Origin of the sequence: Micromonospora sp. AKA38, assembly GCF_027925725.1 — a bacterium.
In the GTDB taxonomy this organism is placed as follows: domain Bacteria; phylum Actinomycetota; class Actinomycetes; order Mycobacteriales; family Micromonosporaceae; genus Micromonospora.
On record NZ_BNEI01000005.1, the window covers coordinates 2,080,220 to 2,104,086 of the forward strand.

Genomic DNA, 23,867 nt, shown 5'->3' on the forward strand with positions numbered 1-23,867 from the left:
ACCCCGCGTCGTTCGTCAGCCCGGCGCGCCGCAGCCGTCCGCGCGCACCCCGGCGAGCATGTCGGCGGTGGTGTGCGCCCGGACGTCCGGCGGCGCGCCGCCGGTGTGTCGCGCCACCACGGCTCGGACGTGGCGCTCGGCGGGGTCGGCCAGGCCGTCGTAGACGGCCGCGAACAGGTCCCGGGCCGCCTGCCGCGGCCAGCCGGCCGGCAGGAGTTCCAGCGGCAGGTGCGGGTCGAGCGTCGGGAACCGCCGGTAGGTGTCCATCACCTCGGTGCGCGCCCGCACCGCCGCCGCGCCGTCGACCGAGCCGGTCCGCGACGCCAGCGGCGTCCACCGGCGTAGAAACTCCTGGTACTGCCGGCGGATCGCGGCGACGTCCCAGGCCTCGATGGGCGCCCGCCCGCCGGCCGCCTCCAGCACCGCGTGTCGGCCCCGGAAGACCGTGACGGCGCCGAGGGTGAGCTGGGCCAGCCGCGCCCGGGCCGGCGGCGTCAGCTCGTTCGGCGAGATCCACAACCCGTCGTACAGGGGTGCGTAGCCGAGCCAGCGGAGCTGACCGCGCAGCGCCCGACGCTGCGCGCTGTGCTCCTGCGGCAGCGAGAACGCGACGATCGTCCAGCATCCGTCCCACGGCGTCGCGGCCGTGGTGGAGGTGAGGATCCAGTTCCCCCCGGCGGAGAGGTCGGCGGCCACGGTGGGGCTGAGCCGGTAGGAGCTGTTGCGGCCGTGCCGGCTGCGTTCCAACACACCCCGGCGGGCCAGCCGGCTGATCGCGGTGCGGGCGCCGGCGCTGGTCACCCCGGCCTCCGCGAGCAGCGCCACGATCGCGGCGGAGGGAAGCGCCGCCCGGGTACGCAGGGTGTAGTCCGCCAGGAGCGTCACCGCGACGCCCTGCGGCGCCGGGCCGGACTGTCGCCGGGGCAGGCGCACCGACGGCTCGTCCGGATAGATCTCCTCGATGTCGAACGCGCTGGCCACGGACGCTCCGGACTCGGCTCGGGGACGGGACCTCGACTGTAGACGGATCATCCCCGAGCCATACACATCGTGATACGTCGATTGACACTTCCGGGACCGGCGGGAACACTATCTGCTACCCGACACGGAGCCGGGCAGGGCGCACCACCGACGACCTCAACCTGCACAGGTGATCGAAGGAGTCTCCGTGAGAATCAGAGCGAAAATGCTGCTCGCGCTGGCCGCGACGCTGGCCGCGGCCGGCCTGGTCATCCCCGCCACGCAGCCCGCGTACGCGGCGTCGCTGACCGAGGTGACCAGCTTCGGCGACAACCCGGGGCGGATGCGCATGCACGTCTACGTGCCGGACAACCGGCCGACCCGACCGGCGACCGTGGTGGCCATGCACGGCTGCGGCGGCTCCGGCCCCGGCTTCTATTCCGGCAGCGAGTTCGCCTCACTGGCCGACCGCTACGGGTACATCGTGATCTATCCGACCGCGACCCAGCAGGCCGGCTTCGGCAACTGCTTCGACACCTGGTCCGACGCCGCCAAGCGCCGCGGCGGCGGCAGCGACCCGGTGTCGATCATCTCGATGATCCGCTGGGTCCAGCAGCAGTACGGCGCCGACCCGGGCCGGGTCTACGCCACCGGCAGCTCGTCCGGCGGCATGATGACCAACCACATGCTGGCGCTCTACCCCGACGTGTTCTCCGCGGGCACCGCGTTCATGGGCGTGCCGTTCAACTGCTTCGCCAACGCGGCCGACTATCCGCCGCAGAGCAGCCAGTGCACCGGCGGCAGCATGAACCGGACGCCGCAGCAGTGGGGCGACGCGGTCCGTCAGGCCTACCCCGGCTACGCGGGTCCCCGCCCCCGGGTGCAGTTGTGGCACGGCACCGCCGACACACTCGTGCCGTACTCGCTGCTCCAGGAAACCATCGAGCAGTGGACCAACGTGTTCGGGCTCAGCCAGACGCCCACCTCCACCGACACGCCGCAGACCAACTGGAACCGGCGCCGCTACGCCGACTCCAGCGGCACGGTGCAGGTCGAGGCGTACAGCGTCCAGGGCGCCGGGCACAGCCTGCCGGCCAGTGGGATGGCCGCGGCCGCGATCGCGTTCTTCGGCCTGACCGGCACGCCGAGCCCGACGACCTCGCCCAGCCCCACCACCTCGCCCACGACGTCGCCCAGCCCCACCACGTCGCCGACCCCGGGTCCGACCACGCCCCCGCCGGGCTCCGGCGCGTGCCGGATCAGCGTCGAGGTCAACGCCTGGAACTCCGGGCTGACCGAGAACATCACCATCACCAACACCGGGGCCGGTGCGGTCAACGGTTGGTCACTGGTGTTCACGCTGCCCGGCGGCCAGACCATCACCTCGGGCTGGAACGCCTCCTACTCCCCCGCCGCCGGCCAGGTGACGGCCCGTAACGTCGCCTACAACGCCGCCATCCCGGCCAACGGGTCGACCACCATCGGCTTCCAGGCCAACCACAGCGGCAACACCGCCAAGCCCGGTTCCTTCACCCTCAACGGCACGCCCTGCACGCTCACCTGACCGGGGGTCGCCCCCGGGTCGCGCGCTGTTTCCCGGAAAGTGTGGCCATTCGAGCCCGAGTGGCCACACTTTCCGGGAAAGCGGCGGGGGCGCGGGGTGGATCAGGGCAGTGCGGCGCCGCGCGCGACGATCCAGAGGTCGTACCACTCCTCGCGAGTCAGGCCCGGGTCACGGCGGGCGGCGTCCCGGCAGGCCCGGATGCGGTCGGGGCGGGCGGTGCCGATCACCGGCGCCACCCGCGCCGGGTGCCGCTGGATCCACCACAGCACGATCGCCTCCGGCGTGGTGCCCTTCGCGTCGGCCAGCGCGGCGACCCGCTCGGTGGCCACCCGGTCTGCCGGCGTCCGGGCGGCGCCGGTGAAACGCCCGCGGGCCAGCGCGCCCCACGCCTGGAGGCCGATCCGGTGCGCCCGGCAGTGCTCCAGGGTGCCGAGCGGAAAGTCGGTCCCGGTGGACTCCGCGGTGTTCACCAGCACGCCGGCCTCGACCCAGTCGCGCCGACCCAGACTGATCTCCAACTGGTTGGCGACGAGCGGCACGTCGAGGGACGCCTGGAGGTGGGCGATCTGCGGGGCCGCCATGTTCGACACACCGAACTGCCGCACCAGGCCCTGCCGGTACAGCGAGGCCAACGCGCCGGCCACCTCGTCCGGGTCGGCCAGCGGGTCCGGCCGGTGCAGCAGCAGGACGTCGATCACGTCGGTCCGCAGCCGCGCCAGGCTCCGCTCGACGCTGCGCTCGATGTGCGCGGCGCGCAGGTCGTACCGGCCCGGTCCCTCGTCGCCGGGCAGGCGGATACCGCACTTCGTCTGGATCAGCACCCGACGGCGCAGCTCCGGCGCGCGGGCCAGCACCTCGCCGAAGACCGCCTCCGACTTGCCGTTGCGGTAGATGTCCGCGTGGTCGAACGCGGTGACGCCGATCTCCAGGGCGGCCTCGACCGCCGCCTCGGCCGCCGCGATCTCCGGCGCGCCGTACGGCTCGGCGTCCCACCCGCCGCCCAGCCCCATGCAGCCGTAGATCAGTCGGTGGCTACGGATGTCGGCATCCGCCTTGGGTACATGCTGGTCATCGGCCATGAGACGTGGATAGCACAGCACCGACAGTGACCGTACTTTTGACCGGTCCGCCCACCCGGGAAGTTTCCTAGCCTGGTGCCATGACCGAGACGCACCGATCGGCCGGCCCCCTGCTCGATCTCGGCCTCGCCGTGGCGTTCGCCCTCGGCCTGGCGTGCACCGCCATCATGCTGGCGAACAGCTGGGGTGTCGGCTACGCCGTACCCGACGGGTTGGTCGGTGTGCTCGTCTGCGGCCTGGCCCTGCTGCGGCGCCGCGACCGGGTCCGGACGGCGGTGGCCGGGCTCGGCGTGGCGGCCGTGGCGGTCCTGGTCTCCTTCGTCGCGGAGCTGCCGCAGGAGCCCGGCCCGATCACCGGGCTGGCGCTGGCCGTGCTGGTCGGCGCCGTGATCCGGGCCTGTCCCGCGCGGACGGCCGCCGCCGTCGGCGGCGCGGGCCTGCTGGTGATCGCCGGCAGCCTGCTCACGTCGCTGGACCACCAGCGCGGCCTCACTGCGGTCACGGTGCTCGACGCGCTGTGCTGGCTGGCCGCCGTCGCGGTCGGCCTCGCGTTACGCCGCGCCGACGACCGCGCCCGGGCCAGAACCGAGAGGGTACGCCGGGACGAGCGGCTGGAGCTGGCCCGGGAGCTGCACGACGTGGTCACCCACCACGTCACCGGGATCGTCGTGCAGGCCCAGGCCGCGCAGGTGGTCGGCGCGAAGCAGCCGGAGAAGCTGCCGGCGATGCTGTCCGGGATCGAGCTGTCCGGCGCGGACGCGCTGGCCGCCATGCGCCGGGTGGTCGGGCTGCTGCGGGACGCCGACGACGCGGCGCCGGCCGCGCCGGGGCCGGAGCAGCTCGCCGATCTGGTGGCCCGGTTCCACCGGCACGGCCCGCCGGTGCGGCTGGAGCTGCCCCCGGGTGGCGGCGGCTGGCCGCCGGAGGTGACCACCACGGTCCACCGGATCGTGCAGGAGGCGCTGACCAACGTGTCCCGGCACGCCCCCGCCGGGTCGGTCACCGTCACCGTCGACCAGGGCCCGGACGCGGTGTCGGTGGCGGTGGTGGACGACGCGCCGCCCGCGCCGGGCCGGGTCGGCCACCGCACCGGGTACGGCCTGGTCGGGATGCGCGAGCGCGTCCACACGCTCGGTGGCACGCTGCACGCGGGCCCCGACGACGGCCGGGGCTGGTCGGTCCGGGCCACCCTTCCGCTGCCGAGCCGGACGCCGCGATGAGCATCCGGGTGCTGGTCGCCGACGACCAGGCGATGATCCGGGGCGGGCTGCGGCTCATCCTGGAGGACCAGCCGGACATCACCGTGGTGGGCGAGGCGTCCGACGGCGTCGAGGCGGTCGCCGAGGCCCGCCGGCTACGCCCGGACGTCTGCCTGGTCGACATCCGGATGCCCCGCCTCGACGGGATCGAGGTGACCCGGGCGCTGGCCGGCCCGGGGACGCCGAGCCCGCTGCGGGTCATCGTGGTGACCACGTTCGATCTGGACGAGTACGTCTACGGCGCGCTGCGCAACGGCGCGGTCGGTTTCCTGCTCAAGGACGCCGGGCCGGCGCTGCTGGTCGAGGCGGTCCGGGCCGCGCACAACGGCGACGCGCTGGTGTCCCCGTCGGTGACGCTGCGGTTGCTCAAGCACGTCGCGGCGGCGGCCCGGCCGGCGTCCGGCCGGGCGCTGCCCCGGCTCTCCGCGCGGGAGGTCGAGGTGGTCCGGGCGATCGCACGCGGGCGGACCAACCGGGAGATCGCGGCCGAGCTGTTCATCTCGTTGAGCACCGTGAAGAGCCACCTCTCCGGCATCCAGACCAAGCTGGGCGCCCGCAACCGGGTGGAGATCGCGGCCTGGGCCTGGGATAACCGGGTGGTCGAGAGCGCCTGACCGGCTCATGCCGGCGGCTCGACGACCGGCCGGCGGAACGGGCTCCAGCCGAGGAAGCGCTGGTACATCTGCTGTGGGCTCGGACCGTCGTGCGGGTTGAGGTGGAAGTCGCGCATCGCCTCGTAGAGCAGCCCGGCCAGGTAGATGTCATCGCGGCGAGGTTGCGGTCGTACTCGGCCTTGAGCGCGAGCCGGGCGTGCGGGCAGGGCCACGGCTCACCGTCGGCCCGGCACGCCCACGTCGGGCGCACCGGCGTGTGCGGTACGGCCGTGCCGTAGCCACGCGGGCGGTCGGGCTCCGGGCCGCGGCCGGGCATCGGGTGGATGGCTGGGCAGCCGTGGGCGGGTCCGCCGCGGCGACTGGGCGGAGGTTGGGGAGACGATCGGGAGCGCGACCAACTACGCGCCGATCCGGCGAGTGCGACCGCATCGTGACGAGCCGACTCGGGCGGCAGGCGATCCTGACCGGACCGCGACGCCGCAGCGTGCGCAACGAAGCGCTATGGAACTGACCACCCCTGCGTGGAGGTCGTCGACAACCTGCCGGGCGTCGTGCTGGTCCGCGACACCAAGGACCGCGACGGCGGCACCCTGCACGCCGCCGCCGCGTCCTGGCAGTCGTTCGTGGATTTGGCCAAGCGGCTCGGTCCCACCGCCTGACCCAGCGTAGAACCGTTTGACACCCGCTACAGGCTACGAACTTGATGGCGTCAACGAGTCACCCGCAACACGCGCGACGAACACGGACGCCCGACGATCGCCGGGCCCACCCGCCTGACCCATCCTCGCCATCAAGTCTGTAGCGTGCCGGGACCACTTGTCCCCACCGGACTTCGACCAGACGCGTCAGCTCGGACGGCGCTGGACCCGCCGGAACGCGACCGCCGCCAGCAGGCCGGCGAGCAGCAGGTAGCAGCCCGACTCCAGCCACTGAACCGACCAGTACCGGCCGACCGGCTGGTAGGCGACGTCCACGTGCAGGTCGTGGTCGGCCAGGCAGGTAGCGGTGTCGCCGAACGGCCCCTCCGCCGCGCCGGTCCTCGGCGGGTCGGTGAAACACCTGTCGAAGATCGCCCGGTCCAGCGCCGTGCCATCGCGGGTACGCAGCCCGCTGACGTCGGTGATCCAGGCGTCCGGCAGGGTCAGCCCCTTCACCACCGGCGCCCCGGTGATGCCGCCCAGGCCGCGCGCCTGGTTGATGGCCGACGCGGTCATCGGCAGCGTGACGTGTCGCGCCGGCAGCAGGTGTGGCCGGACCAGGTTCGGCACCAGGAACTGGACGACCACGAAGACCAGCGCGGTCACCGCCATGGCCGGCACGGTGCGGCGCACCACCAGCCCGATCAGGACCCCGAGGACGACAGCGAACACCGCGTACGCCACCGGGGCGAGGTTGCGGGCGCCGAACAGGACGGTGCTGAAACGGTTGTCCGCGACCCGGTCGACCGGGCTCATCGCCCAGGTCACCAGTGCGGCGGCGACACCGGTCACGGCCATGGCGGCCAGCCCGACCACGGTCAGCTTGACCGCGAGCCAGCGGCGGCGGGTCACGCTCTGGTTCCAGACCAGTCGTTGGGTGCCGGCCTCCAACTCCCGCGCCACCAGCGGCGCGCCCCAGAACATGCCGAGCAGGCCGGGCACCGGCGCGAGCAGCGCCGCCAGATAGAGCGAGGTGTTCTCGTAGTCGACCGCGAGTTGGGCCAGCCGGGGGCAGTCGGACCGGCCGGCGCACTGGGCCCGGTAGGCGTGCTCGGCGTCCCGGACGTCCAGGCCGAGATGCACGACGTACGCGGTGAACAGCGCCAGCGCGACCACGCCGACCAGGGCCGGCACGCGGAACTGCCGCCAGGTGAGCCAGCTCATCGGTTCCCCTCCCCCGCCGCCCGGGTCAGATAGCTCAGCACCAGCTCCTCCAACCCGACCGGCGCCACGCGCCACGGCCCGCACGGCGGCGGGCCGTCGACCCGCACGACGGCGTCGATGTGCGCTCCGGTGTGCCGTGTCGCGACCGCCTCCACACCGGCCGGCAGCCGGTCCCGCTCATCGCGCGGGCCGACCAACCGGTGGTGCCGGGTCAGCAGGTCGGCCACGTCGCCGGCGACCTGCACCCGGGACCCACCCAGGACGACGAGGTGGTCGCAGGCCCGGGCCACGTCGCCGAGCAGATGGGAGGAGAGGATGGCGGTGGCGCCCAGTTCGGCGACCACCTCCATCAGGTCGCGCAGGAAACCGTCGCGGGCCAGCGGGTCCAGCGCAGCGGCCGGCTCGTCGAGGATCAGCAGATCGGGACGCTTGGCAACGGCGACGGTGAGCGCCAACTGCGCCCGCTGGCCACCGGAGAGCCGGCCCGCCCGCTGACCCGGGTCCAGTCCCACCAGGGCGATCCGCCGCGCCGCCAGCGCCGGATCCCAGGACGGGTTCAGCTTCGCGCCCATCCGCAGATGGTCGGCGACCGAGAGGGCGGCGTACACCGGGGTGTCCTGGGCGACGAAACCGACCCGGGCCAGGTGCGCGGCGTTCGCCGCGGGCGGCGAGCCGAGCACCCGCAACGTGCCCGCGGTCGGCGTGGTCAACCCGCAGGTGAGATTCAGCAGCGTGGACTTGCCGGCGCCGTTCGGGCCGACCAGCCCGACCACCCGGCCCCGGGGAACGTCGAGGTCGCAGTCGAGGAGCGCGGGCCGACGACCGTACCGTTTCGTCAAACCCCGGGCGTGGACGGCGAGTTCGGAAAGTGACATGGCCCGATCCTGCGGATCGGGGCCGTCGCCGGCATCGGTCCGCAGGAGGGCCGACCGCCCCGGCCGTCGTCCTTTCGGCCGGTTTCCGGGCCGGGGTGGCGGGCCCGCCGCCCGGCCGACCCGCCGGTCAGCACGACAGTGTCCCCTCGTCGCCCGGGTCGACGCCCAGCACCTCGGTGAACCGGCGGTACGCGTCGACCCGGTCCCGCACCTGCCCGGGGTTGCCGCCGCCGCACTCCAGCGCCCCGTTGATGCTGCGGACCGTCCCGCCGAACCCGGCGCCGCCGGTGATCGCCGCGTGCGGCGTGGTGGTGCCCGCGCCGGACTGGGTCATCCAGAACCAGAGCGCGGTCCGCCACGCCACCGCCGGGTCGGTGGCGACCAGGTCCGGGTTGCCGAGCAGGTCGACCCCGAGCGCGTCGCCGGCCGCCTGGTAGTTGTAGTTCCAGCTCAGTTGCAGCGGCCCGCGCCCGTGGTAGGCGGTCCGGCCGGCCGGGCACCCGTAGGGCCGGCCGCCGTCGCAGTAGGTGCCCCACGCCGCCCGGTCGATCTCGTCGACGTGGACGAGGCCCTCGGTCTCGTGGTCGACGTTGGCCAGGAACGCGGCCAGTTCCCGCTTGCGGGTCCGCTCGTCGCCGGTGGTGGCGAACGCGGGGAACGTCGCCATCGCGTCGGTCAGCCCGGCGTACGTGTAGAAGGCGTTGCGGCCGGGGAACATCGCGTCGAACGTCGACCCGGTCACCAGCGTGCCGTCGCCCTCCGGCACCACCCGCTTGTTCACACCGGCCCTCGGGGGCGCCGACGGGGTCAGGGACACCGACGGGGTCGGCGAGGCGGTGGACGTGTCCGTCCCGCCGACCGTGTAGCCGGCGAACAGGCCGCGCACCCGGAACGGGTAGCTGTCCAGCAGGATGACCGGCATGCCGCCCTGGGCCTCGACCGCCGCCGTGCCCTGGTCCCAGGCCATCAGCGTCAGCGTGAGATGGTCACCGACCACCTTCTTGTCGTCGAGCATCCGCTGGGTCTCCTCGGCCAGGTGGCAGAACCAGCGGGCGTGGGCGTGGATAGAGTCCTCCGGGTCCAGCGCCGACGCCTCGCCGCTGTCGTCGTCGTCCTCGCCGTACTGCGCGAAGACCTCGGGCGTCAACTGGGACAGGCCCTTGCGGCCCTCCTGGCCCTCCTTGTCCGCGTCGAAGTCCGACGCGTACTCGATCTGGGCGGCGAGGATCACGGGGGTGAGCAGGTCGCACTCCCGGGCCGCCGCCTCGATCGGCGCGACCAGGTCGGCGTCGGGCACACCCGAGGAGTCGAACCGGCCGCGACCGTCGCCACCGGCCAACTCGGTGAGGACGCTGCCCCCGGCGCCGGGGCCGAGCGTGCTCTCCGGATCCGGCGAGTACGAGGTCAGCTGCGACCCGCTGAGCAGGATGATGATCACCAGAACGATCAGGGCCAGCGCCGCCATCGCCGCCAACGGGAACATGCCGACCATCGAGAGGAGCAGCCAGGTGAGCTGGGTGGTGCCCAACCGGCCCGTCGCCGTCTGCTGCGCCGCCCGCGCCGCCGCCAACTTCGACACCGGCCGTCACCCGGCCCGCTGGTGCCAGGCCGCCGACGCCCGCTCGGTGACCGCCCGCGCCTCGGCCTTCGCCGCCGCCGCGATCGGCGCCGCGTCCGGCTCCTTGTACCAGGGTCGCAACCGGATCACCGCCGGCCGCACGCCGGTCGCCAGCAGCAGCGCGGTGCCCTTCGGCAATGCCCGGATCCGGTCCGCCGGCAGCACCTGCTCCTGCCGGTACGACACCGACCGGCTGCCGCCGTCGCGGGACCGGGAGTAGGTCGGGGTACGCACGTCGTGCTGGCCGACCAGGCGGGCGACCTTGTCCACGAAGTCGGCGTCGTCCAGCCCGGCGCCCAGCAGCTTGACCGTGGCGGCGCTCCACAACGCGTCCATCCCCGCCTCGCCCCAGACCCGCACCCCCTGCCGGTAGCTCTGCAACAGCGTCACCACGCTGACGCCGCGGGAGCCGAGATGGCTGTAGAGGTCGGGCAGGTCGGCGATGCGGCACACGTTCGCCGCCTCGTCCAGCACGGCGGTCATCGGCGGGTCCAACCGGCCGCCCATCCGTTCGGCGGCCACCACGCCGGCGCGGACCACGGCGTCCGCCAGCCCGGCGATCACCCCGGCGGCGGACCCGCCGCCGTCCTTGGACAGCAGGTAGAGCGTGTCCCGGCCGAGCACGTGCTCCGCCGGGACGAACTCCGGGCGGTCCGGGTCCGGGCTGACCCAGGCCAGGATCTCCGGGTCGAGCAGGCAGGCCACGCACTGTCGGGCCGTCTCGTAGATGCCGTCGCGGGTCTCCACCGCCCCGCGTACGGTGCCCTGGAGCTGGTCGGCCATGGCGTTCAGCCCGGCGTCGCGGAGCAGGTCGATGGGACTACGGTCGGCCGGGTCGGCGAGCCAGGCCAGCATCTCGACGACCGGCACGCCGCCGCGCGCGGCGGCCAGGAAGAGCGCGGTCAGCGTGTTCTGCGCCGCGGCGGTCCAGAAGTCCCGCTTCGACGCGTCGTCGTTGACCGAGCTGACGAAGTGACCGGCGAGCCGCCGCGCGCCCTCCGGGTTGTGGCAGCCGCCGAGCATGTCCCACCACATCGCCCGCTCGGTGTACGCGATGCCCTGCGGGTCGAACGTCCACACCCGGCCGATCCGGGCCCGCTCCTGCCGGGTGACCAGGTAGACGTCCGACTTGTTGGACGTGAGCAGCACCGCGCCGGGCGCGCGCAGCACCCGTGGGATGGCGATCCCGGTGGACTTCCCGGAACGCGGTGCCATCAGGTCGAGTTCCACGTCCTCGTAGGAGGACCGCAGCTCGGGGCCCGACGGCAGCAGGTCGCCGAGCAGGTTGCCGGTGTCGTCGGGGCGCAGTCGGGGCACGTCCCGCAGCGACGGGCGCAGTTCGCGGGCCCGCGCCGCGGCCGCCCTGCCCGTCATGGTCCGCAGGTCGGCCGCACCGGCGAGGTTCGCCGGCCGGCCCAGCCGGCGGACCACGGCGCGGGTGGCCGCGACCACCGGAACGGCGGCGAACGGGACCAGCCCGGCCGCGCCGCCGTACACCAGGGCCGACGGCACGCCCGGCCACACCGCCCCGGCGTCGCCGCCGAGCAGGCTCAGGTAGACGTCGAGGCGGAACGGCGGCGGGCGCCAGCCGTAGCCGCCCACCGCCGCGGCGAGCGTGCCACCGAGCCAGAGCAGGGCGAAGGCGGTGAGGTTGATCAACGCGAGCACGGGGACCAGCCAGGCCAGGTGGTCCCCGCCGCCGCGCTTCACCGGTGCTCCAGGTCGGGCCGGGAGCCGGCCGTGACGGCCCGCACCACCGCGTCCCGCTCGGCGCGCATCCGGTCCGCGTCGCCGTTGGCGATCCACCGCGTGTTCGTGTCGTGCAGGTGCCGCTCGGCGTCGGTGATCGCGACCCGGATCGGGATGCCGGGCCGCCCACCGACCTTGATCAGGAAGCGGCCCCGGCCGGGCGGTTCCTCGTTGCCGCCGTCCTGGGCCCAGCCGGCCGGCGAGGACCAGGACGAGACCAGCTCGATCTCGCGCCGGGACAGCCCGACCACGCGGGCCAACTCCTCCATCTCCGCCCTCGGCAGTCCGGCGCAGGCGACCATGCCGGCCCGCTCGACGAACCCGCGCGCCTTGGCCTTGTCCGCCTCGCTGCCCAACGCCTCGGCGTCCTTCAACGTGTGGGTGATCTTCGCGTCGGCCAGGCCGAGCGAGCGGTTCAGCCGGGTGAGCGCGTCGATCCGGTCCACGATGCCGGAGGCCGCCCGCAGCGGCCGCCACAGCTCGTCCAGGACGGTGAAGAACCAGCGCCGGGGCGCCAGGCCCGCGTCGGCGAGGGCGTGCGACGCGGACACCGTGCCCAGGCCGTCCGACCAGGCGGCGAGCATCGCGGCGGCGGTCAACTGCCCGTCCGCCTCGCCGATGCGGGAGATGTCGATGCAGACCGCGGTGGCGTCCGGGTCGATCCGGGTGGCCGTCTCCGACGCGAACGTGTCGCCCAGCGGACCGTCCACGATGCCGAGCAGCGACCGGTGCAGCGGGTCCACCGCGTCCCGGTACCGGGACTCCTGTCCCCGGTCCAGCGTGACCTGCCGGACCTGCGGCGGCCCGGTCTCCAGCACCGCGAGCAGGTCCGGCAGCCGGTACGTCCGGCCCGGCGCGGTGCGCTCGCGCAGGTGCCGCAGGCAGGCCGAGAGCACCGACTGCTCGTGGTCGCTGATCGGCGCGCCCCGCACGATGGTCAGCAGGGCGGCCACCATGTTCAGCACCCGGCCGTGGGACTCGGCGGACAGCGCCTCGCCGGCCTGCCCGCCGATCCGCGCCGCCGCCGCGCCCATCGCGCCCGGGTCGAGCACGTTGAGCCCGCCGACGCCCCGGGCGATGGAGATGACCTGCCCACCGAGCGCGCGGACGGTGTCCGCGTAGTCGGGCTTGAGGTCGCCGAGCACCAGCGGGACGACGCCCTGACCGGCCAGGCCGATCAGCATCCGGTTGATCAGCGTCGACTTGCCGAGACCCGGCATGCCGAGCATGAACAGCGACGGGTTGGAGATGTACCGCGCCCGGGTGAACCAGTTGAGCGGGTCCCCGCAGACCGTGGCGCCGGTGCTGATGTGCTGCCCGAGCGGTACGCCGGTCATCGGCGCGCCCGAGCCGGAGGCGAACGGCCAGAGCCCGCACGCCTGCACCGTGGTGGCCCGCCACATGGCCGGCGGGTCCAGCGTGGCCACCCGGCCGCCACCCAGTTCGGGCGAACCCCGGTGCGGCACCGCGTCGACGCGGTCCATCCGGGCCAGCCGCTGCCGGTACCGGTGCTCGGCCGCCTCCTCCGCGGCCCGCCGCCGGCGCGCCCGCCGCAGCGCCCGCGGAGTCTGCTCGCCGCTCTCGTCGGGCTCCCGGTCCTGCGCCTCCACGGGCGGCACCACCAGGCCGGACATCGCGGTGTCCGGACCGGACGTCCCCCGTGGCCAACCCGCGCCGAGGTCCAGCACCCGCGCGCCGTCCGCGCCCACCCCGGCCGTCACAGCGCCTCCTGAAGGTCCTGCGGGACGATCGACTGCTCCCAGGGCAGGATGCCGACCGGAAGCGCGCAGGTGAACGCCGCGGCCTGCAACCGGTCCGCCGGTCGCATCGCGATCCGGGTAGCGCCGAGCAGGTTCCGCATGGTCACGTTCGCGTCGCGCACCTCGGCGACCGAGTCGACGGTCAACGTCACCAGCATCGAGAACTCCACCAGGCCGGCGCCCGACGCCTCCTCCGCCGCGGTCTGCTCGGCCGCCTGGATCTCCGCGACCGCCCGGGCACGGACCAGGCCCTTGGTCGAGTTCGCCATGAACTGGGCGGACCGGCGGTCGGACTCGACGATCCGGGCGGAGGTCGCCGGGTCGATCGGGCGGTAGACCAGGGCCACCCGCTTGCGGCGGATGCCGGCGGCCGGGTCGAGCAGGCTGCGCAGGATCCCGGAGCGCACCACGCCGCGCGGCGCCATGGTCAGCAGCCAACTCCGGGACACCCCGGAGTCGTGCTGGTACGCGGTCACCGTCTCGACCGTGGCGGCCGGCCCGGCGTCGTCCCACTCCAGGCCGGTGCCGCCGTGCTGGGCGCGTACGTCGAGCACCTCGGCCGCGGCGGCCGGGTCGTACGCGACGCGGACGACCTCGGCGATCCGTTCCGCCGACAGCGGCTCCGCCGAGCCCCCGCCGGCGGCCACCAGCCCGTTGAGCACCCCCTGCAACCGCAGCGCCAGGTCGGCGAGCATGGTGTCCTCGTCGCGCCGGCCGCCGCCCGGCGCCGAGTAGGTGAGCGTCAGGTAGGTGTTCATCTCCGAGGACGCGTCCGGGTAGGAGCGCACCACCTCCTCCATCACCGCCCGGGCGGCGGGCGGCGCGTTCGGGGAGAGCCGGCCCAGCACCTCGGTGGCGAGCCGGGTGCCCGGGTCGGGGGCGGTCTCCACCACCACCGACGCGCCGCGCAGCCCCGGCTCGTGCGCCAGCCGGGACAGCCACTCCCCCCACAGCGCCACCCACGTGTCGACCTGGTCCGGGTCGACGAGCGACCCGCCGTCCGGCTCGCAGCTCAGCACGATCGTGTACTGGTGCCGGTTGCGGTGGTGCAGCACGCCGAACGGCCGGTCGTACGGGTCGCGTCCCTCCAGCATGGTCACCCGGCTCAGCAGCCCGGGCGGGCGGAACCGGCCACCGGGCCGGGTGGACAGCGGTCCGGAGACGTAGAGGTGCTGCCGCTTGGACCGGCGGCGCATCCACCCGACCCGGACGCCGGCCATCTGGAAGACGTTGCGGCCGTCCTGGGTGCGGATCGCCAACGGCGCCAGCACCAGCGCGAACGGGAGTCCCACCACCAGGGCCGCGTCCAGCGAGATCATGGACGCGATCAGGACCACCACGAGACCGCCGAAGAGGCCGAAGGTCCCGATCAGGCCCAGCGAGCCCAGGCCGGCCTTGCGGGGACGGCGCCAGTTGCCGTACGTGGGTGTCTTGATCTGTTCGGTTGCCGTGCTCATGCTCGTCCTCCTGGGCCGGCCTACTGTCGGTCGGATTGCGGCAGCGCTCCCCCGGCGATGCCGGCGGCGTGCCGGTGGGTGCCGGCGAGGGCGCCGGCGCTCTTCTGTGCGGTCCAGGCGGCGGCGCCGACCGCGCCGCCGACGACCCGCCCGGCCGTCGACACGACGCCGCGTCCGCCGCCTCCGGACGAACCGCCGCCGGACGGCGCCGCGTTCTCGGGCGCCGGGGTGCCGCCGCCGGACGCCGACCCGCCACCGCTGCCGGCGGACCCGCCACCGGACGTCGCGGCCCCGCCGGCCCTGGACGCCCCGCCGGCCTTCGACGCCCCGCCGGACCCCGACCCGCCGCCGCCCCGGGCCGCGCCGGAGGGTGAGCCGCCACCGCCGCCGCCCGGCGCCCGGGCCGCGCCGCCGCCGTGCCCGCCACCGGCGATCCGCCGGGCCCCGCTCGCCACGGCGCCCGCCGCCGCCGCGCCGGCACTGACGCCGGCACCCACGCCGTCGCCCGAACCCAGCGCCGCCATGGCCGGTACGACCAGCCGCATCAGCGCGGGCAGCGCGACGGCGGCCATCAGCAGGATGGCGGCTCCGGCCAGCTTGTAGTGCTTGGCGTCGCCGTCCACCGAGCCGATCATGGCGGCCCCGGAGTACATGATCAGACCGACCACCGGTTTGAACGCCAGCCAGGCCACCATCCAGGCGATGTGCTTACGCCACCACCCGCCGCCCGACTCGGTCATCGACGCGGCGGCGGCCAGCGGCAGCGTGCCGGTGAGCAGCACCATCGCGCCGAGCCGCAGATACATCAGGATCACGTGGATGCAGCCGGCGACCAGCAGCAGCAACCCGATGATGATCAGCAGGAACGCGGTCAGCCCGTCGGTCCCGCAGTTGGCGATCAGCTTGAGCTGCGCCTTGATGCCCTGGTCGTACAGGTGGTCGCTGTAGCGGTCGGCCTCCGTGGCGAGCAGGTTGAGCACGGTCCAGGCGGCGCCCACCGTGAGCACCATCCGGACCAGGCCCAGCAGTGCCGTCCAGAGCGCCTGCCCCCGGCGCAGCAACGCCATCCGGAACGCCGCGGCCAGCAACGACGCCACCGCGATGGACACCACGAGCCAGTTGGTCTGCAGATGGATCTGGTTGTTGATCGTCTCGTCGCCGAGCGTCGGCACGTCGCCGAGGTTGGCGAACAACTCCACCGCCGCGCCCAGGATGGCGCCCGCGATGTCACTGAGGATGCCGTCGATCCCGCGCTCGAAGAAGCCGACGACCTGGCCGATCTCCCCGATGTAGACGGCGTCGCCGGTCGCGCACTCAGCCATCGCCGACCCCCCGCCACAGCACGAAGCCGGTCAGCGACACGACCGCGGTGACCGGCCCGTACAGGCCGCCGGAGGTCAACGGGCGCAGCCGCCAGTCGACGTCGTTCCAGTCCGCCGTGTAGTCGACCGAGAAGTACCGTGCGGTCGCCTGCCGGACCAGCACCCGGACCACCGCCGTGCGGGGCGTGTAGCGCACCACCAGGAACCCGGCGAGTCGGTTGGTGGTCTGCGGCGGGCCGCCCTCCTCCAGCGACTCGCGCATGGCGTCGAAGTAGTCCCGCCCGAGCCCGGGCACGAGCTGCTGCCGGCTGACCGTCCGCCAGTCCGGACCGCTCATCTGGCGGGAGATCGTGTGCACCGCCAGCACCGCGCCCATCGGGGTGTGCGCGAAGCACCAGCGCAGCGGCCCGGTGGTGCGCAGCGGCCCGGCCGAGGCGGAGAACGGCGTCTGCGCCCCGTTGACCGGCCGCCAGGTGACGTCGTCCGGCGCCGCGACCGGGATCTGCTGCGCGGTGTCCACGGTGCGGCAGCCCTGCGGTCGCGACCCGTCCGGCCCGAGGCCGCCGATCACCGGCCCGGTCGCGGGCGCGGCCCGGGTGGGGTCGTCCCCGCCGCCGTAGACCGCCGCGCCGACGCCGGCGCAGAGGGCCAGCACGACGAAGGCCGCCGACACCTGCCACCGGCGTTGCCGCCAGAACGGCCCGCCCTCCACCGGCTCGGACGCGTGTCGTGAGCGCACGGTCAGTTCCCCTCGCCCTGGCCGCCGGTGCCGAAGACCCAGCTCACGATCGGGCCCGCGGTGGCGACCAGGATGCAGCCGCCCAGCACCATGCCCAGCCGGCTCATGTGCTCCGAGCTCTCGCCCCGCTTGTGCGAGATGGCCATCACCGCGCCGGTGATCAGCACGCCGAGGACGCCGGCGGCGGTGCCCGCCCAGGCGACCAGGCCGAGCGCCTGCTCGACCTTCGTGGCGAGCTGCCCGGGCACCGAGTTGCCGCCGGTGGACGGCTGCGGCACCCCGCCGCCACCGGACGGCTCGGGGTCGGGCGCGAGGCGGAACCCGACCGGGATCCGCACCAGCCCGCTGTAGTAGATGTCGGAGAGGGCCATGGGTGCTCCTTCGATGTCAGGGGGGTCGGTCAGCCGGCCGGTGGCCGGTCGGGTCGGGTGGTCACTGGCTGAACCCGAGCGCTTCGACGATCGGTCCGGCGGTGGTCGCGAGCAGGCACGCCGCCATCACGAACGCGATCTGCTTGGTGTACTCGGTCCGCTCCTCCAGCGCGCCGCGCCGCAACTGCGACGCCAACGTCATGCCGGTCAGCAGCAGGCCGACCACGGCGGCGGCGCTCACACACCACGCCATCAGCGTGAGCAGCTGCACGACCGGCTCTTCGGCGTCGTCGACGTCCACCTCGTACGGCGCGATCGACGGCGTGGTGAAGCTCTTCTTGTTGATCGCGTTCTCGCACTTGAACTTGCCCGCGTACAGGGCGCCCTTGAGCGTGCACGAGTGGGATCCGGTGATCTCCACGTTGTCCTTGGTCCGCGAGTGGCCGCTCAGGTCCACGAGCATCTCGACGTCCATCCAGACCGTGTCCCCGTCGGTGTACTCGGCGGTCAGGTCGAACGAGCCGTCGGTCGAGCCCTTCTTGCCCGAGCAGACCCGGTCGCCGTGCCCGGCCGGGTAGGTGTTCACCGTGGTGGTGGTCTTCAGGCAGATCTTGTAGAGGAACGCGGCGTCGCCGCCGTCGACGGTCACCGTGTAGCTGCCCGCGGCCACCGCCGCCGTCGGCGGGGCGAGGGCGAGCAGCGCCAGGACCAGGGCGACCAGGACCGGCCCGGACCGGACCGGCCGGATCACCGCGTCCCCCGTCCCGGCCGGGCCTCCGCCAGTGCGGCCAGCCGGGCCAGTTGTCGGGGCGGCTGCTTCGGCTCCACCCCCACCCGGTACGACGGGATCCACGGCACCCGGTGCACCGGGGCGATCGCGCGCAGCAGCCGGATCCGGCCGAGCAGCGGCGCCGGCAGCCGGCCCGGGGCGTCGGCGATCAGCACCACCCCCACCAGCCACATCCCGGCCGGGTGTCGGCCCTCCCGCATCGCGTTCAACGCGCGGGAGACCGCCCGCAGACCGTCCAGGCTGGTCCGGCCGACCACCGCGACCCGGGCCGGTTCGCCGATCGCCGGGTCCGGCCACCGGCACCCGACGTCGGTGCCGCCGAGCAGCCGGGTGAGGGTGCTGGCGCCGGCGCCGCCGTGCGCGCCGATCCAGCCGATGCCCTGGTCGGAGAGGACGTCGCGGTGTCGGGCCGGACGCTCGTCGCGCTCGGCTGGTCGCCGCAGCATCACCGGCTGGCTCATCGTCCGTCTCGCCTCCCTCGTTGCTCGCGTCGCGTCTGCCGGCCGCACTACGACGCGACCGCCCACCCGGTTCAGCGCGGATCCCAGGTTTTTTCCGGAGCCCCTCCCCGCCCGGGCCCCACCGGTCGGGGAGGGCCCGGTGACCGCACGGCGGTGGCACGACGGGCCCGGGCGCCGAGGCACCCGGGCCCGTCCCGGGGCCGGTCGGATCAGCGGGCGGTCTCGCGCCAGTTCTGGTTGCTCTGGCTGGCGGCGCACTCCCAGATCTGCAGCGGCGCACCGTCGTCGGAGTTCCAGTCGCGCACGTCGAGGCACTTGCCGGAGTGCGGATTGCGCAGCAGCCCGCCCTCGGCCACCCAGACCTGCGCCGGCCCGCCGTTGCACCACGCGAGCTGCACCTTGGCCGCGTTGTCCCGGGACGCCCACGCCACGTCCATGCACTTGTCCAGCACCGTCAACGTGTCACCGGGGCCACGGGTGAAGCGTTGGGCCGGGGTGCCGTTGCAGTGCCAGAGCTGCAACCGCACTCCGTCGGCCGACTCGCCGCCCGGCACGTCGACGCACTTGTCCGCGTACCCGCGCAGCGCGAAACCGGAGGTGGAGCGGACGACCGTACGCTTCGGCGACGGGGCCGGAGAGTCCCCGCCGCCGCGGAACGTCACCACGACGTCCGCGCAGCCCGGACAGTTGTAGACCGTCTCGTTGCCGGCGACCCGGTCGTGGGTGGACCACAGGTAGGCGCGCGGGCCGAACGGGAGCAGCGCGGCGGTGTACGCGCTCTCCGCGTCCCGGTTCGGGTTGACGCAGTTGATCCGGTCGCCCCGGGCCGGGTCCCGGACGGCGTGCGCCTCCGGGCAGGCGGCGAGGAGCTGGCCGGCGGAGCAGTCCCACCGCGCGCAACTGCCCGCCTTCTCCGGCCTCGGGGCGCCGGGCGCGTCGATCGTGATCGTGGTGGAGACCGCGTCGACGTAGCTGACGTTGTACCAGGGCGCGGCGGCGTTGTTCCGGTCGAAGTTGAACTCGGCCAGGCTCACCGGCTCCGCGCCCCGCTCGCACCGGTCGGCGAACGCGCCGCAGTCACCGACCAGGCAGCGGAACGACCCGTTCGGGTCGCCGTCGCAGCGCTGGCGGGCGAAGAACCGGCCCCGCCAGTGGCCCGGCTCGCCGGCGTCCGGGATGACGATGGTGCTCCTCTCGCCCGGACGCAGGGTGGGCAGGCCGGTGATCGGCCGCGAGCCGTCCCCGCTCTCCCCCGCACCGATCCACAGCGTCTCCGCGGTGCCGTTGACGAACGTCACCCGCTCCCCGGTGGCGGCGGTCGCCGTGCCGCCCGGCACGCCCACGATCAGCCCCGACCCGAGCAGCACGACGGCGAGCAGGGCGGACCTCCTGCGCGTCGGCCGCCCGCGGGTCGACGATCCGGTGTTCACTGCCATGTAGCCCTCCCTCGGCCTGACGCGGGGACGCGTCACGTCCCCCGACGAGTGCGGCAGGCGCACGGCCACACGACGGCGCGGGCGGGCTTCCGGTTCAACCGGAGTCGGTGCGGATCGGAGGGGTTGCGGTCAGCGGGAGATCGGCGCGGTCACCACGGAGGTGCCGTCCGGCCGGCCCACGCCGACGAAGGAGAGGTCGTCGACCGACGGCGACAGCTCCCCGGTCACCTCCTGCGGACCGGCCGAGGCGGTCCAGTCCCGGACCGGGTGGGTGACGCCGTCCCGGGTCACCGCGAAGAGCCGGTAGCGCAGGCCGGGCCGCAGCCCGGTCGCGGTGATCCTGATCGTGGAGCCCTGGCCCTCGTGGGTGGTGATCGACACGGAGAGGCTGACGCCCTGGCCGGGTGCCTCGCCGGTGGCGGTCAGCACCAGGTCGTCGCGGCCCCCGCCGCCGACAGCGGCCACGATCCCACCGGTGAGCACCGCGAGCGCCAGCGCCACCGCCCCACCCCAGAGCAGCAACCGGCGCCGGGCGGAGAGCGGCCGGGAGCGGCCGTCGCCAGGACGGGAGCCGCGACCGGACGACGGCGCCGGCCCGGTCGTGCCGCCGGGCCCTCGGCCGGGCCGCAAGGGCCGCCGGCCCGCCGGCACTGGCCCGCCGTCCGGCGCGGTCGGGCCGTCCGGGTCCGGTCCGGAGCGGGGTACGGCGGGCGACGCCGGCCGTGCACCGGCGTCCGCCGGGGATTCCGGTACGACGGGTCCACCGGCGACCGGCACGGCCGGCTCCCCGACGACGGGCGGGGTCGGCTCCCCGGCGACCGGCACGGCCGATTCCCGGACGACGGGCGCGGCCGGCTCCCCGGCGACGTCCGGGTCGGGGACGACGGGGCCGGGGACGACGGGGTCGGGGAGGGCCGACTCGACGACGGCGGTGGACGCCGGGTCGGGGCGCACGGCCGGGACGGCCCGCGGGGGCAGCACCGAGGCCGGCGGCAGGACCGCGGCCGGCGGGACGTCGAACTCGGCCCAGTCGGCCGCGTCGAGCGCGCCGAGCCCGCTGGTCACGCCACCCAGGTCGGCGGCGGCGGAGAGGCACTCGTCGCAGCCGGCGAGGTGCGCCTCGAAGGCGACGCGGTCGGTCTCGTCGAGCGCGCCGAGCAGGTAGAGCGCGAGCGCCTCGTGCGCGGACGTGGGGTGTTCACCGCCGGTGCGCATCACGCCCCCCTTCCCGACCCGACGAAGGGTGCGCCGGAACGACGACCCGGGTCACCGCGTCGGTGCCGGGATCGGACGAGGAGCCGCTGGGACGTGACATCAGGCCGACTCGATCGGGCCGATCGCCGCGTGCAGCGCCCGCACCGCGTAGTACGTCCGGGACTTTACCGTACCCTCGGGTATCCCGAGCCGCTCCGCCGCCTCCGCGACCGAGGCGCCCTTGTAGTACATCTCGATCAGGACTGCCCGGTGCTCCGGCTTGATCTGCCGCAGCGCCAGCCGGACGGTGTGGGCGGTGACCACCCGGTCCATCTCGTCGTCGGCCGAGGTGAGCCGGTTGAGGTCCGGCACGGCGACCTCGGGCGGCCGGGCCTGCCGGGCCCGGCCGGCGTCGACGGCCACGTGCCGGGCGACGGTGTAGAGCCAGGGGGCGATCCGGCGCGGCTCCTCGGCCAGCGTGCCGAGGTTGCGCCAGGCCCGCAGGAACGTCTCCTGCACGAGATCCTCGGCCAGCTCCTGCCGGCCGAGCACCAGGCGGGTGACGAAGCGCAGCAGCGGCTCGCGGTACTGCTCGTGGATCCACCGCATCAGGCTCTCGGGGGAACCCTGGCCGACGGCCTCGCCCGGAACTCCGGGCTCCACCGCCTCGTTGGGCACCGCCGACACAGAACGCCTCCCCCTGACGTGTCGGGCGTGCCCGCCCGGCCGGCCCGGCGCCACGGCACCGGACCCTTCTGAGGGAGAAGGATAACCGTACTCATCGGACGCCGTCGCCGGCCGGCGGACCGCGACCAGGGTGGCGGTGCTCACCGGGCGCGCTCCGACCGACGGACGACGACCCGGCGCGGGCCGGCCCCGCCCACGACGACGCTGGTCAGCCCCGCGCCGGGCGAATGGTGGCGAGTCCACATCGAGCACTCCGATCGACGGTCCGGCGGTGTCCGGCGGCGGAAATCGGTCCGTCCGGCGCCGTCCACGTTGACGGCCCGGTGCGCCGGTCGGTTCAATGGCGACCGGACTGGAATCGGAATGATTCCGGTCGGGTGAACCGAGGACGTCGCGCATCCGTCACGCCTGGCGACGTCATCACCGGAAGGGAAGTCCCGTGACACCCGATCTTCCTGGCCTCCGATCCCGGCTCGCCCGGATACCGCGTCGTGTCGTCGCCGCCATCGCGGCCGGCCTCGCGGTGCTGCTCATGGTGGTCGCCTCCGTGAGCTGGGGCATCGCCACCGCCCGCGACGACAAACTGACCGGCCGCAAGGTCTCCGCCGAGCATCTGACCGCCATCCGGGCCGCGGCCCGCTCCTGCCCCACGCTGACCCCGGCCCGGCTGGCCGGGCAGCTGATGACCGAGTCCGGCCTGGACGGACGCGTCGGCAAGACCACCTCGGGTGGTCGCGGCTTCGCCGGCCTGGACGACGACCGGTGGAAGTCCTGGGCGCCGTGGCCGGGCGCGGACCGCACCGACACGGCCGCCAACATCCTGGCGCTGGCCCACCAGATGTGCGACCTCAGTGGGCAACTGCGCCTGGCCGCCATCCCCGGCGACCCGTGGCGGCTGTCCCTGGCCGCGTTCCACACCGACCTCGACCGGGTACGCGAGGCGAAGGGCGTCCCGTCCGACGCGGTCACGTACGTCGACGACGTCAGCCGCTACGCGGCGTACTACGGCGAGCTGACCGCGTTCGGCGGCTCCGGCACCACCCGGCCGGACACCGAGCGCCAGCAGCCGAAGGCGGTGCCGGCGACCTACGTCAAGCTCGTGGTGCGGGCCGGCTCGGTGTGCCCGGAGGTGCCGCCCGCCGCGGTGGCGGCGCAGCTCATGGCGGCGTCGGGTTTCGACCCGAACCTGCTCGGCGACGACGGCCGGCGGGGCATCGCCCAGTTCCTGCCCGAGGTGTGGCAGGCGTACGGGCCGACGGACGCCTCACCGTGGGATCCGCAGGTGGCCGTCCCGGCGGTCGGCGTCGCGCTCTGTGCGCTGCGTCGCGACCTCGCCGGCCTCGACGGCGACCCGGGTCTGCTGGCGCTGGCCGCGTACCGGAACGGGCCGACCGCGGTGCGACAGACCGGCGGTGAGCTGGACGACGACACGCAGGCGTTCCTGCGCCGGGTGAAGGAGTTCACCGACTTCTACGCGCTCGACGGGCGGCTCACGGCGGGGCCGGCCAGCCCGAGCCCCTCCCCGTCCGCCACGCCCCGGTCGCCCAGCCCGACGCCGACGGTCAAGCCGCCCGCGCCGCGACCCAGCGTGTCGCCGTCGACCCGCCCACCGGCCGAGCCGGAGAAGCCGGCCCCGCCGAAGCGCCCGACCGGCGCGAAGCAGCTCGTCGGCAAGGAGACCGGGCTGTGCGCCAGCGGCGGCGCCGGGGACGGCATCCCGGTGGTCCTGCGGCCGTGCCGGGAGGAGCGGGCGCAGTGGTGGACGTTCGCGTCCGACGGGAGCGTCCGCGCCAACGGTCTCTGCCTGGACGTGGCCTGGGGTGAGAAGCGCGACGGCGCGCCGGTGCAGAGCGCGCTGTGCAGCGGCAACCCGGCCCAGAAGTGGAGATGGACCGAATACAAGGGCATCCGGTCGCTGTTCAACCCGGAGACCGACCGCTGCCTGGACGTGGACGGGCACGGGACGGGTGCCCCGCTGAACGCGTGGACCTGCGTGTTCAACCCGAAGCAGACCTGGTCGCTGCGCTAGCCGGAGGGTGTAAGGAGGGGCCCCTTCTTAACAGACGTCTG

The 23,867-nt window shown here is 74.4% G+C and carries 21 protein-coding genes and 1 pseudogene; 5 read left to right on the forward strand and 17 right to left on the reverse strand.

The window, feature by feature from the left end; genetic code table 11:
• Positions 1-15 precede the first annotated feature (15 nt).
• Complete coding sequence (locus TPA0908_RS26120; RefSeq protein ID WP_281942242.1) at positions 16-981, reverse strand: PaaX family transcriptional regulator; 966 nt, start codon at positions 979-981, stop codon at positions 16-18.
• A 187-nt stretch (positions 982-1,168) separates the two neighbouring features.
• On the opposite strand from TPA0908_RS26120, the gene TPA0908_RS26125 reads away from it, so the two are divergent.
• Positions 1,169-2,524, forward strand: coding sequence for an extracellular catalytic domain type 1 short-chain-length polyhydroxyalkanoate depolymerase (locus TPA0908_RS26125; protein WP_281942244.1), 1,356 nt, complete (start codon positions 1,169-1,171; stop codon positions 2,522-2,524).
• Between the two features lie 101 nt (positions 2,525-2,625).
• Here TPA0908_RS26125 and TPA0908_RS26130 read toward each other — a convergent pair whose 3' ends face one another.
• Positions 2,626-3,603, reverse strand: coding sequence for an aldo/keto reductase (locus TPA0908_RS26130; RefSeq protein ID WP_281942246.1), 978 nt, complete (start codon positions 3,601-3,603; stop codon positions 2,626-2,628).
• Between the two features lie 80 nt (positions 3,604-3,683).
• Here TPA0908_RS26130 and TPA0908_RS26135 point away from each other — a divergent pair, with 80 nt between their 5' ends.
• Positions 3,684-4,823, forward strand: coding sequence for a sensor histidine kinase (locus TPA0908_RS26135; RefSeq protein ID WP_281942249.1), 1,140 nt, complete (start codon positions 3,684-3,686; stop codon positions 4,821-4,823).
• A complete protein-coding gene (locus TPA0908_RS26140) occupies positions 4,820-5,476 on the forward strand; it encodes a response regulator (RefSeq protein WP_281942251.1) in 657 nt (218 codons plus the stop codon). The genes TPA0908_RS26135 and TPA0908_RS26140 overlap by 4 nt, the downstream gene beginning before the upstream one ends.
• A gap of 5 nt (positions 5,477-5,481) precedes the next feature.
• Here TPA0908_RS26140 and TPA0908_RS26145 read toward each other — a convergent pair whose 3' ends face one another.
• Complete coding sequence (locus TPA0908_RS26145) at positions 5,482-5,688, reverse strand: hypothetical protein (protein WP_374709245.1); 207 nt, start codon at positions 5,686-5,688, stop codon at positions 5,482-5,484.
• 306 nt (positions 5,689-5,994) lie between these two features.
• Between TPA0908_RS26145 and TPA0908_RS26150 the strand changes: the two are divergent.
• Positions 5,995-6,135: pseudogene (locus TPA0908_RS26150) on the forward strand (DUF397 domain-containing protein); the annotation flags it as partial.
• A 186-nt stretch (positions 6,136-6,321) separates the two neighbouring features.
• Here TPA0908_RS26150 and TPA0908_RS26155 read toward each other — a convergent pair.
• From TPA0908_RS26155 to TPA0908_RS26220, 14 genes are all read right to left on the reverse strand, one after another.
• A complete protein-coding gene (locus tag TPA0908_RS26155) occupies positions 6,322-7,338 on the reverse strand; it encodes an ABC transporter permease subunit (protein WP_281942254.1) in 1,017 nt (338 codons plus the stop codon).
• Positions 7,335-8,213, reverse strand: a complete 879-nt coding sequence (locus TPA0908_RS26160; protein ID WP_281942256.1) for an ABC transporter ATP-binding protein — start codon at positions 8,211-8,213, stop codon at positions 7,335-7,337. Before TPA0908_RS26160 ends, TPA0908_RS26155 begins: the two co-directional genes overlap by 4 nt.
• Before the next feature lie 127 nt (positions 8,214-8,340).
• A complete protein-coding gene (locus tag TPA0908_RS26165; protein WP_281942258.1) occupies positions 8,341-9,792 on the reverse strand; it encodes a glycoside hydrolase family 19 protein in 1,452 nt (483 codons plus the stop codon).
• Positions 9,793-9,798: 6 nt separating this feature from the next.
• On the reverse strand, positions 9,799-11,541 hold the full coding sequence (locus TPA0908_RS26170) for a type IV secretory system conjugative DNA transfer family protein (RefSeq protein WP_281942259.1): 1,743 nt from the start codon (positions 11,539-11,541) through the stop codon (positions 9,799-9,801).
• Positions 11,538-13,301 carry an ATP/GTP-binding protein gene (locus TPA0908_RS26175; protein ID WP_281942260.1) on the reverse strand — a complete coding sequence of 588 codons (1,764 nt, stop codon included), beginning with the start codon at positions 13,299-13,301 and terminating at the stop codon, positions 11,538-11,540. Before TPA0908_RS26175 ends, TPA0908_RS26170 begins: the two co-directional genes overlap by 4 nt.
• Complete coding sequence (locus TPA0908_RS26180; RefSeq protein ID WP_281942261.1) at positions 13,298-14,797, reverse strand: SCO6880 family protein; 1,500 nt, start codon at positions 14,795-14,797, stop codon at positions 13,298-13,300. Before TPA0908_RS26180 ends, TPA0908_RS26175 begins: the two co-directional genes overlap by 4 nt.
• A 20-nt stretch (positions 14,798-14,817) precedes the next feature.
• Positions 14,818-16,119: a hypothetical protein gene (locus tag TPA0908_RS26185; protein ID WP_281942263.1), complete on the reverse strand. Its 1,302-nt coding sequence runs from the start codon at positions 16,117-16,119 to the stop codon at positions 14,818-14,820.
• A complete protein-coding gene (locus tag TPA0908_RS26190) occupies positions 16,112-16,858 on the reverse strand; it encodes a hypothetical protein (RefSeq protein WP_281942265.1) in 747 nt (248 codons plus the stop codon). Before TPA0908_RS26190 ends, TPA0908_RS26185 begins: the two co-directional genes overlap by 8 nt.
• 2 nt (positions 16,859-16,860) lie before the next feature.
• Positions 16,861-17,229, reverse strand: a complete 369-nt coding sequence (locus TPA0908_RS26195; RefSeq protein ID WP_281942267.1) for a hypothetical protein — start codon at positions 17,227-17,229, stop codon at positions 16,861-16,863.
• Positions 17,230-17,290: 61 nt separating this feature from the next.
• Positions 17,291-17,980: a hypothetical protein gene (locus TPA0908_RS26200; protein ID WP_281942269.1), complete on the reverse strand. Its 690-nt coding sequence runs from the start codon at positions 17,978-17,980 to the stop codon at positions 17,291-17,293.
• The gene (locus TPA0908_RS26205) at positions 17,977-18,480 is read right to left on the reverse strand and encodes a hypothetical protein (RefSeq protein WP_281942271.1); all 504 of its coding nucleotides are present in this window, start codon (positions 18,478-18,480) and stop codon (positions 17,977-17,979) included. Before TPA0908_RS26205 ends, TPA0908_RS26200 begins: the two co-directional genes overlap by 4 nt.
• A 209-nt stretch (positions 18,481-18,689) precedes the next feature.
• Positions 18,690-19,916: a ricin-type beta-trefoil lectin domain protein gene (locus tag TPA0908_RS26210; RefSeq protein WP_281942273.1), complete on the reverse strand. Its 1,227-nt coding sequence runs from the start codon at positions 19,914-19,916 to the stop codon at positions 18,690-18,692.
• Positions 19,917-20,045: 129 nt separating this feature from the next.
• Positions 20,046-21,131, reverse strand: a complete 1,086-nt coding sequence (locus TPA0908_RS26215; protein ID WP_281942274.1) for a zf-HC2 domain-containing protein — start codon at positions 21,129-21,131, stop codon at positions 20,046-20,048.
• Positions 21,132-21,230: 99 nt separating this feature from the next.
• Positions 21,231-21,797: a sigma-70 family RNA polymerase sigma factor gene (locus TPA0908_RS26220; protein ID WP_281942276.1), complete on the reverse strand. Its 567-nt coding sequence runs from the start codon at positions 21,795-21,797 to the stop codon at positions 21,231-21,233.
• A 439-nt stretch (positions 21,798-22,236) separates the two neighbouring features.
• Between TPA0908_RS26220 and TPA0908_RS26225 the strand changes: the two genes are divergently transcribed.
• Positions 22,237-23,826: a ricin-type beta-trefoil lectin domain protein gene (locus tag TPA0908_RS26225; protein WP_281942278.1), complete on the forward strand. Its 1,590-nt coding sequence runs from the start codon at positions 22,237-22,239 to the stop codon at positions 23,824-23,826.
• The last annotated feature ends 41 nt before the right edge of the window (positions 23,827-23,867 follow it).

Excerpts from the sequence above, each read along its gene's own strand:
- TPA0908_RS26195 (WP_281942267.1), bottom strand. The coding sequence starts at position 17,229 with ATGGCCCTCTCCGACATCTACTACAGCGGGCTGGTGCGGATCCCGGTC.
- TPA0908_RS26155 (WP_281942254.1), bottom strand. The coding sequence starts at position 7,338 with ATGAGCTGGCTCACCTGGCGGCAGTTCCGCGTGCCGGCCCTGGTCGGC.
- TPA0908_RS26210 (WP_281942273.1), bottom strand. The coding sequence starts at position 19,916 with ATGGCAGTGAACACCGGATCGTCGACCCGCGGGCGGCCGACGCGCAGG.
- TPA0908_RS26140 (WP_281942251.1), top strand. The coding sequence starts at position 4,820 with ATGAGCATCCGGGTGCTGGTCGCCGACGACCAGGCGATGATCCGGGGC.
- TPA0908_RS26130 (WP_281942246.1), bottom strand. The coding sequence starts at position 3,603 with ATGGCCGATGACCAGCATGTACCCAAGGCGGATGCCGACATCCGTAGC.
- TPA0908_RS26215 (WP_281942274.1), bottom strand. The coding sequence starts at position 21,131 with ATGCGCACCGGCGGTGAACACCCCACGTCCGCGCACGAGGCGCTCGCG.
- TPA0908_RS26185 (WP_281942263.1), bottom strand. The coding sequence starts at position 16,119 with ATGGCTGAGTGCGCGACCGGCGACGCCGTCTACATCGGGGAGATCGGC.
- TPA0908_RS26180 (WP_281942261.1), bottom strand. The coding sequence starts at position 14,797 with ATGAGCACGGCAACCGAACAGATCAAGACACCCACGTACGGCAACTGG.
- TPA0908_RS26205 (WP_281942271.1), bottom strand. The coding sequence starts at position 18,480 with ATGAGCCAGCCGGTGATGCTGCGGCGACCAGCCGAGCGCGACGAGCGT.
- TPA0908_RS26135 (WP_281942249.1), top strand. The coding sequence starts at position 3,684 with ATGACCGAGACGCACCGATCGGCCGGCCCCCTGCTCGATCTCGGCCTC.
- TPA0908_RS26160 (WP_281942256.1), bottom strand. The coding sequence starts at position 8,213 with ATGTCACTTTCCGAACTCGCCGTCCACGCCCGGGGTTTGACGAAACGG.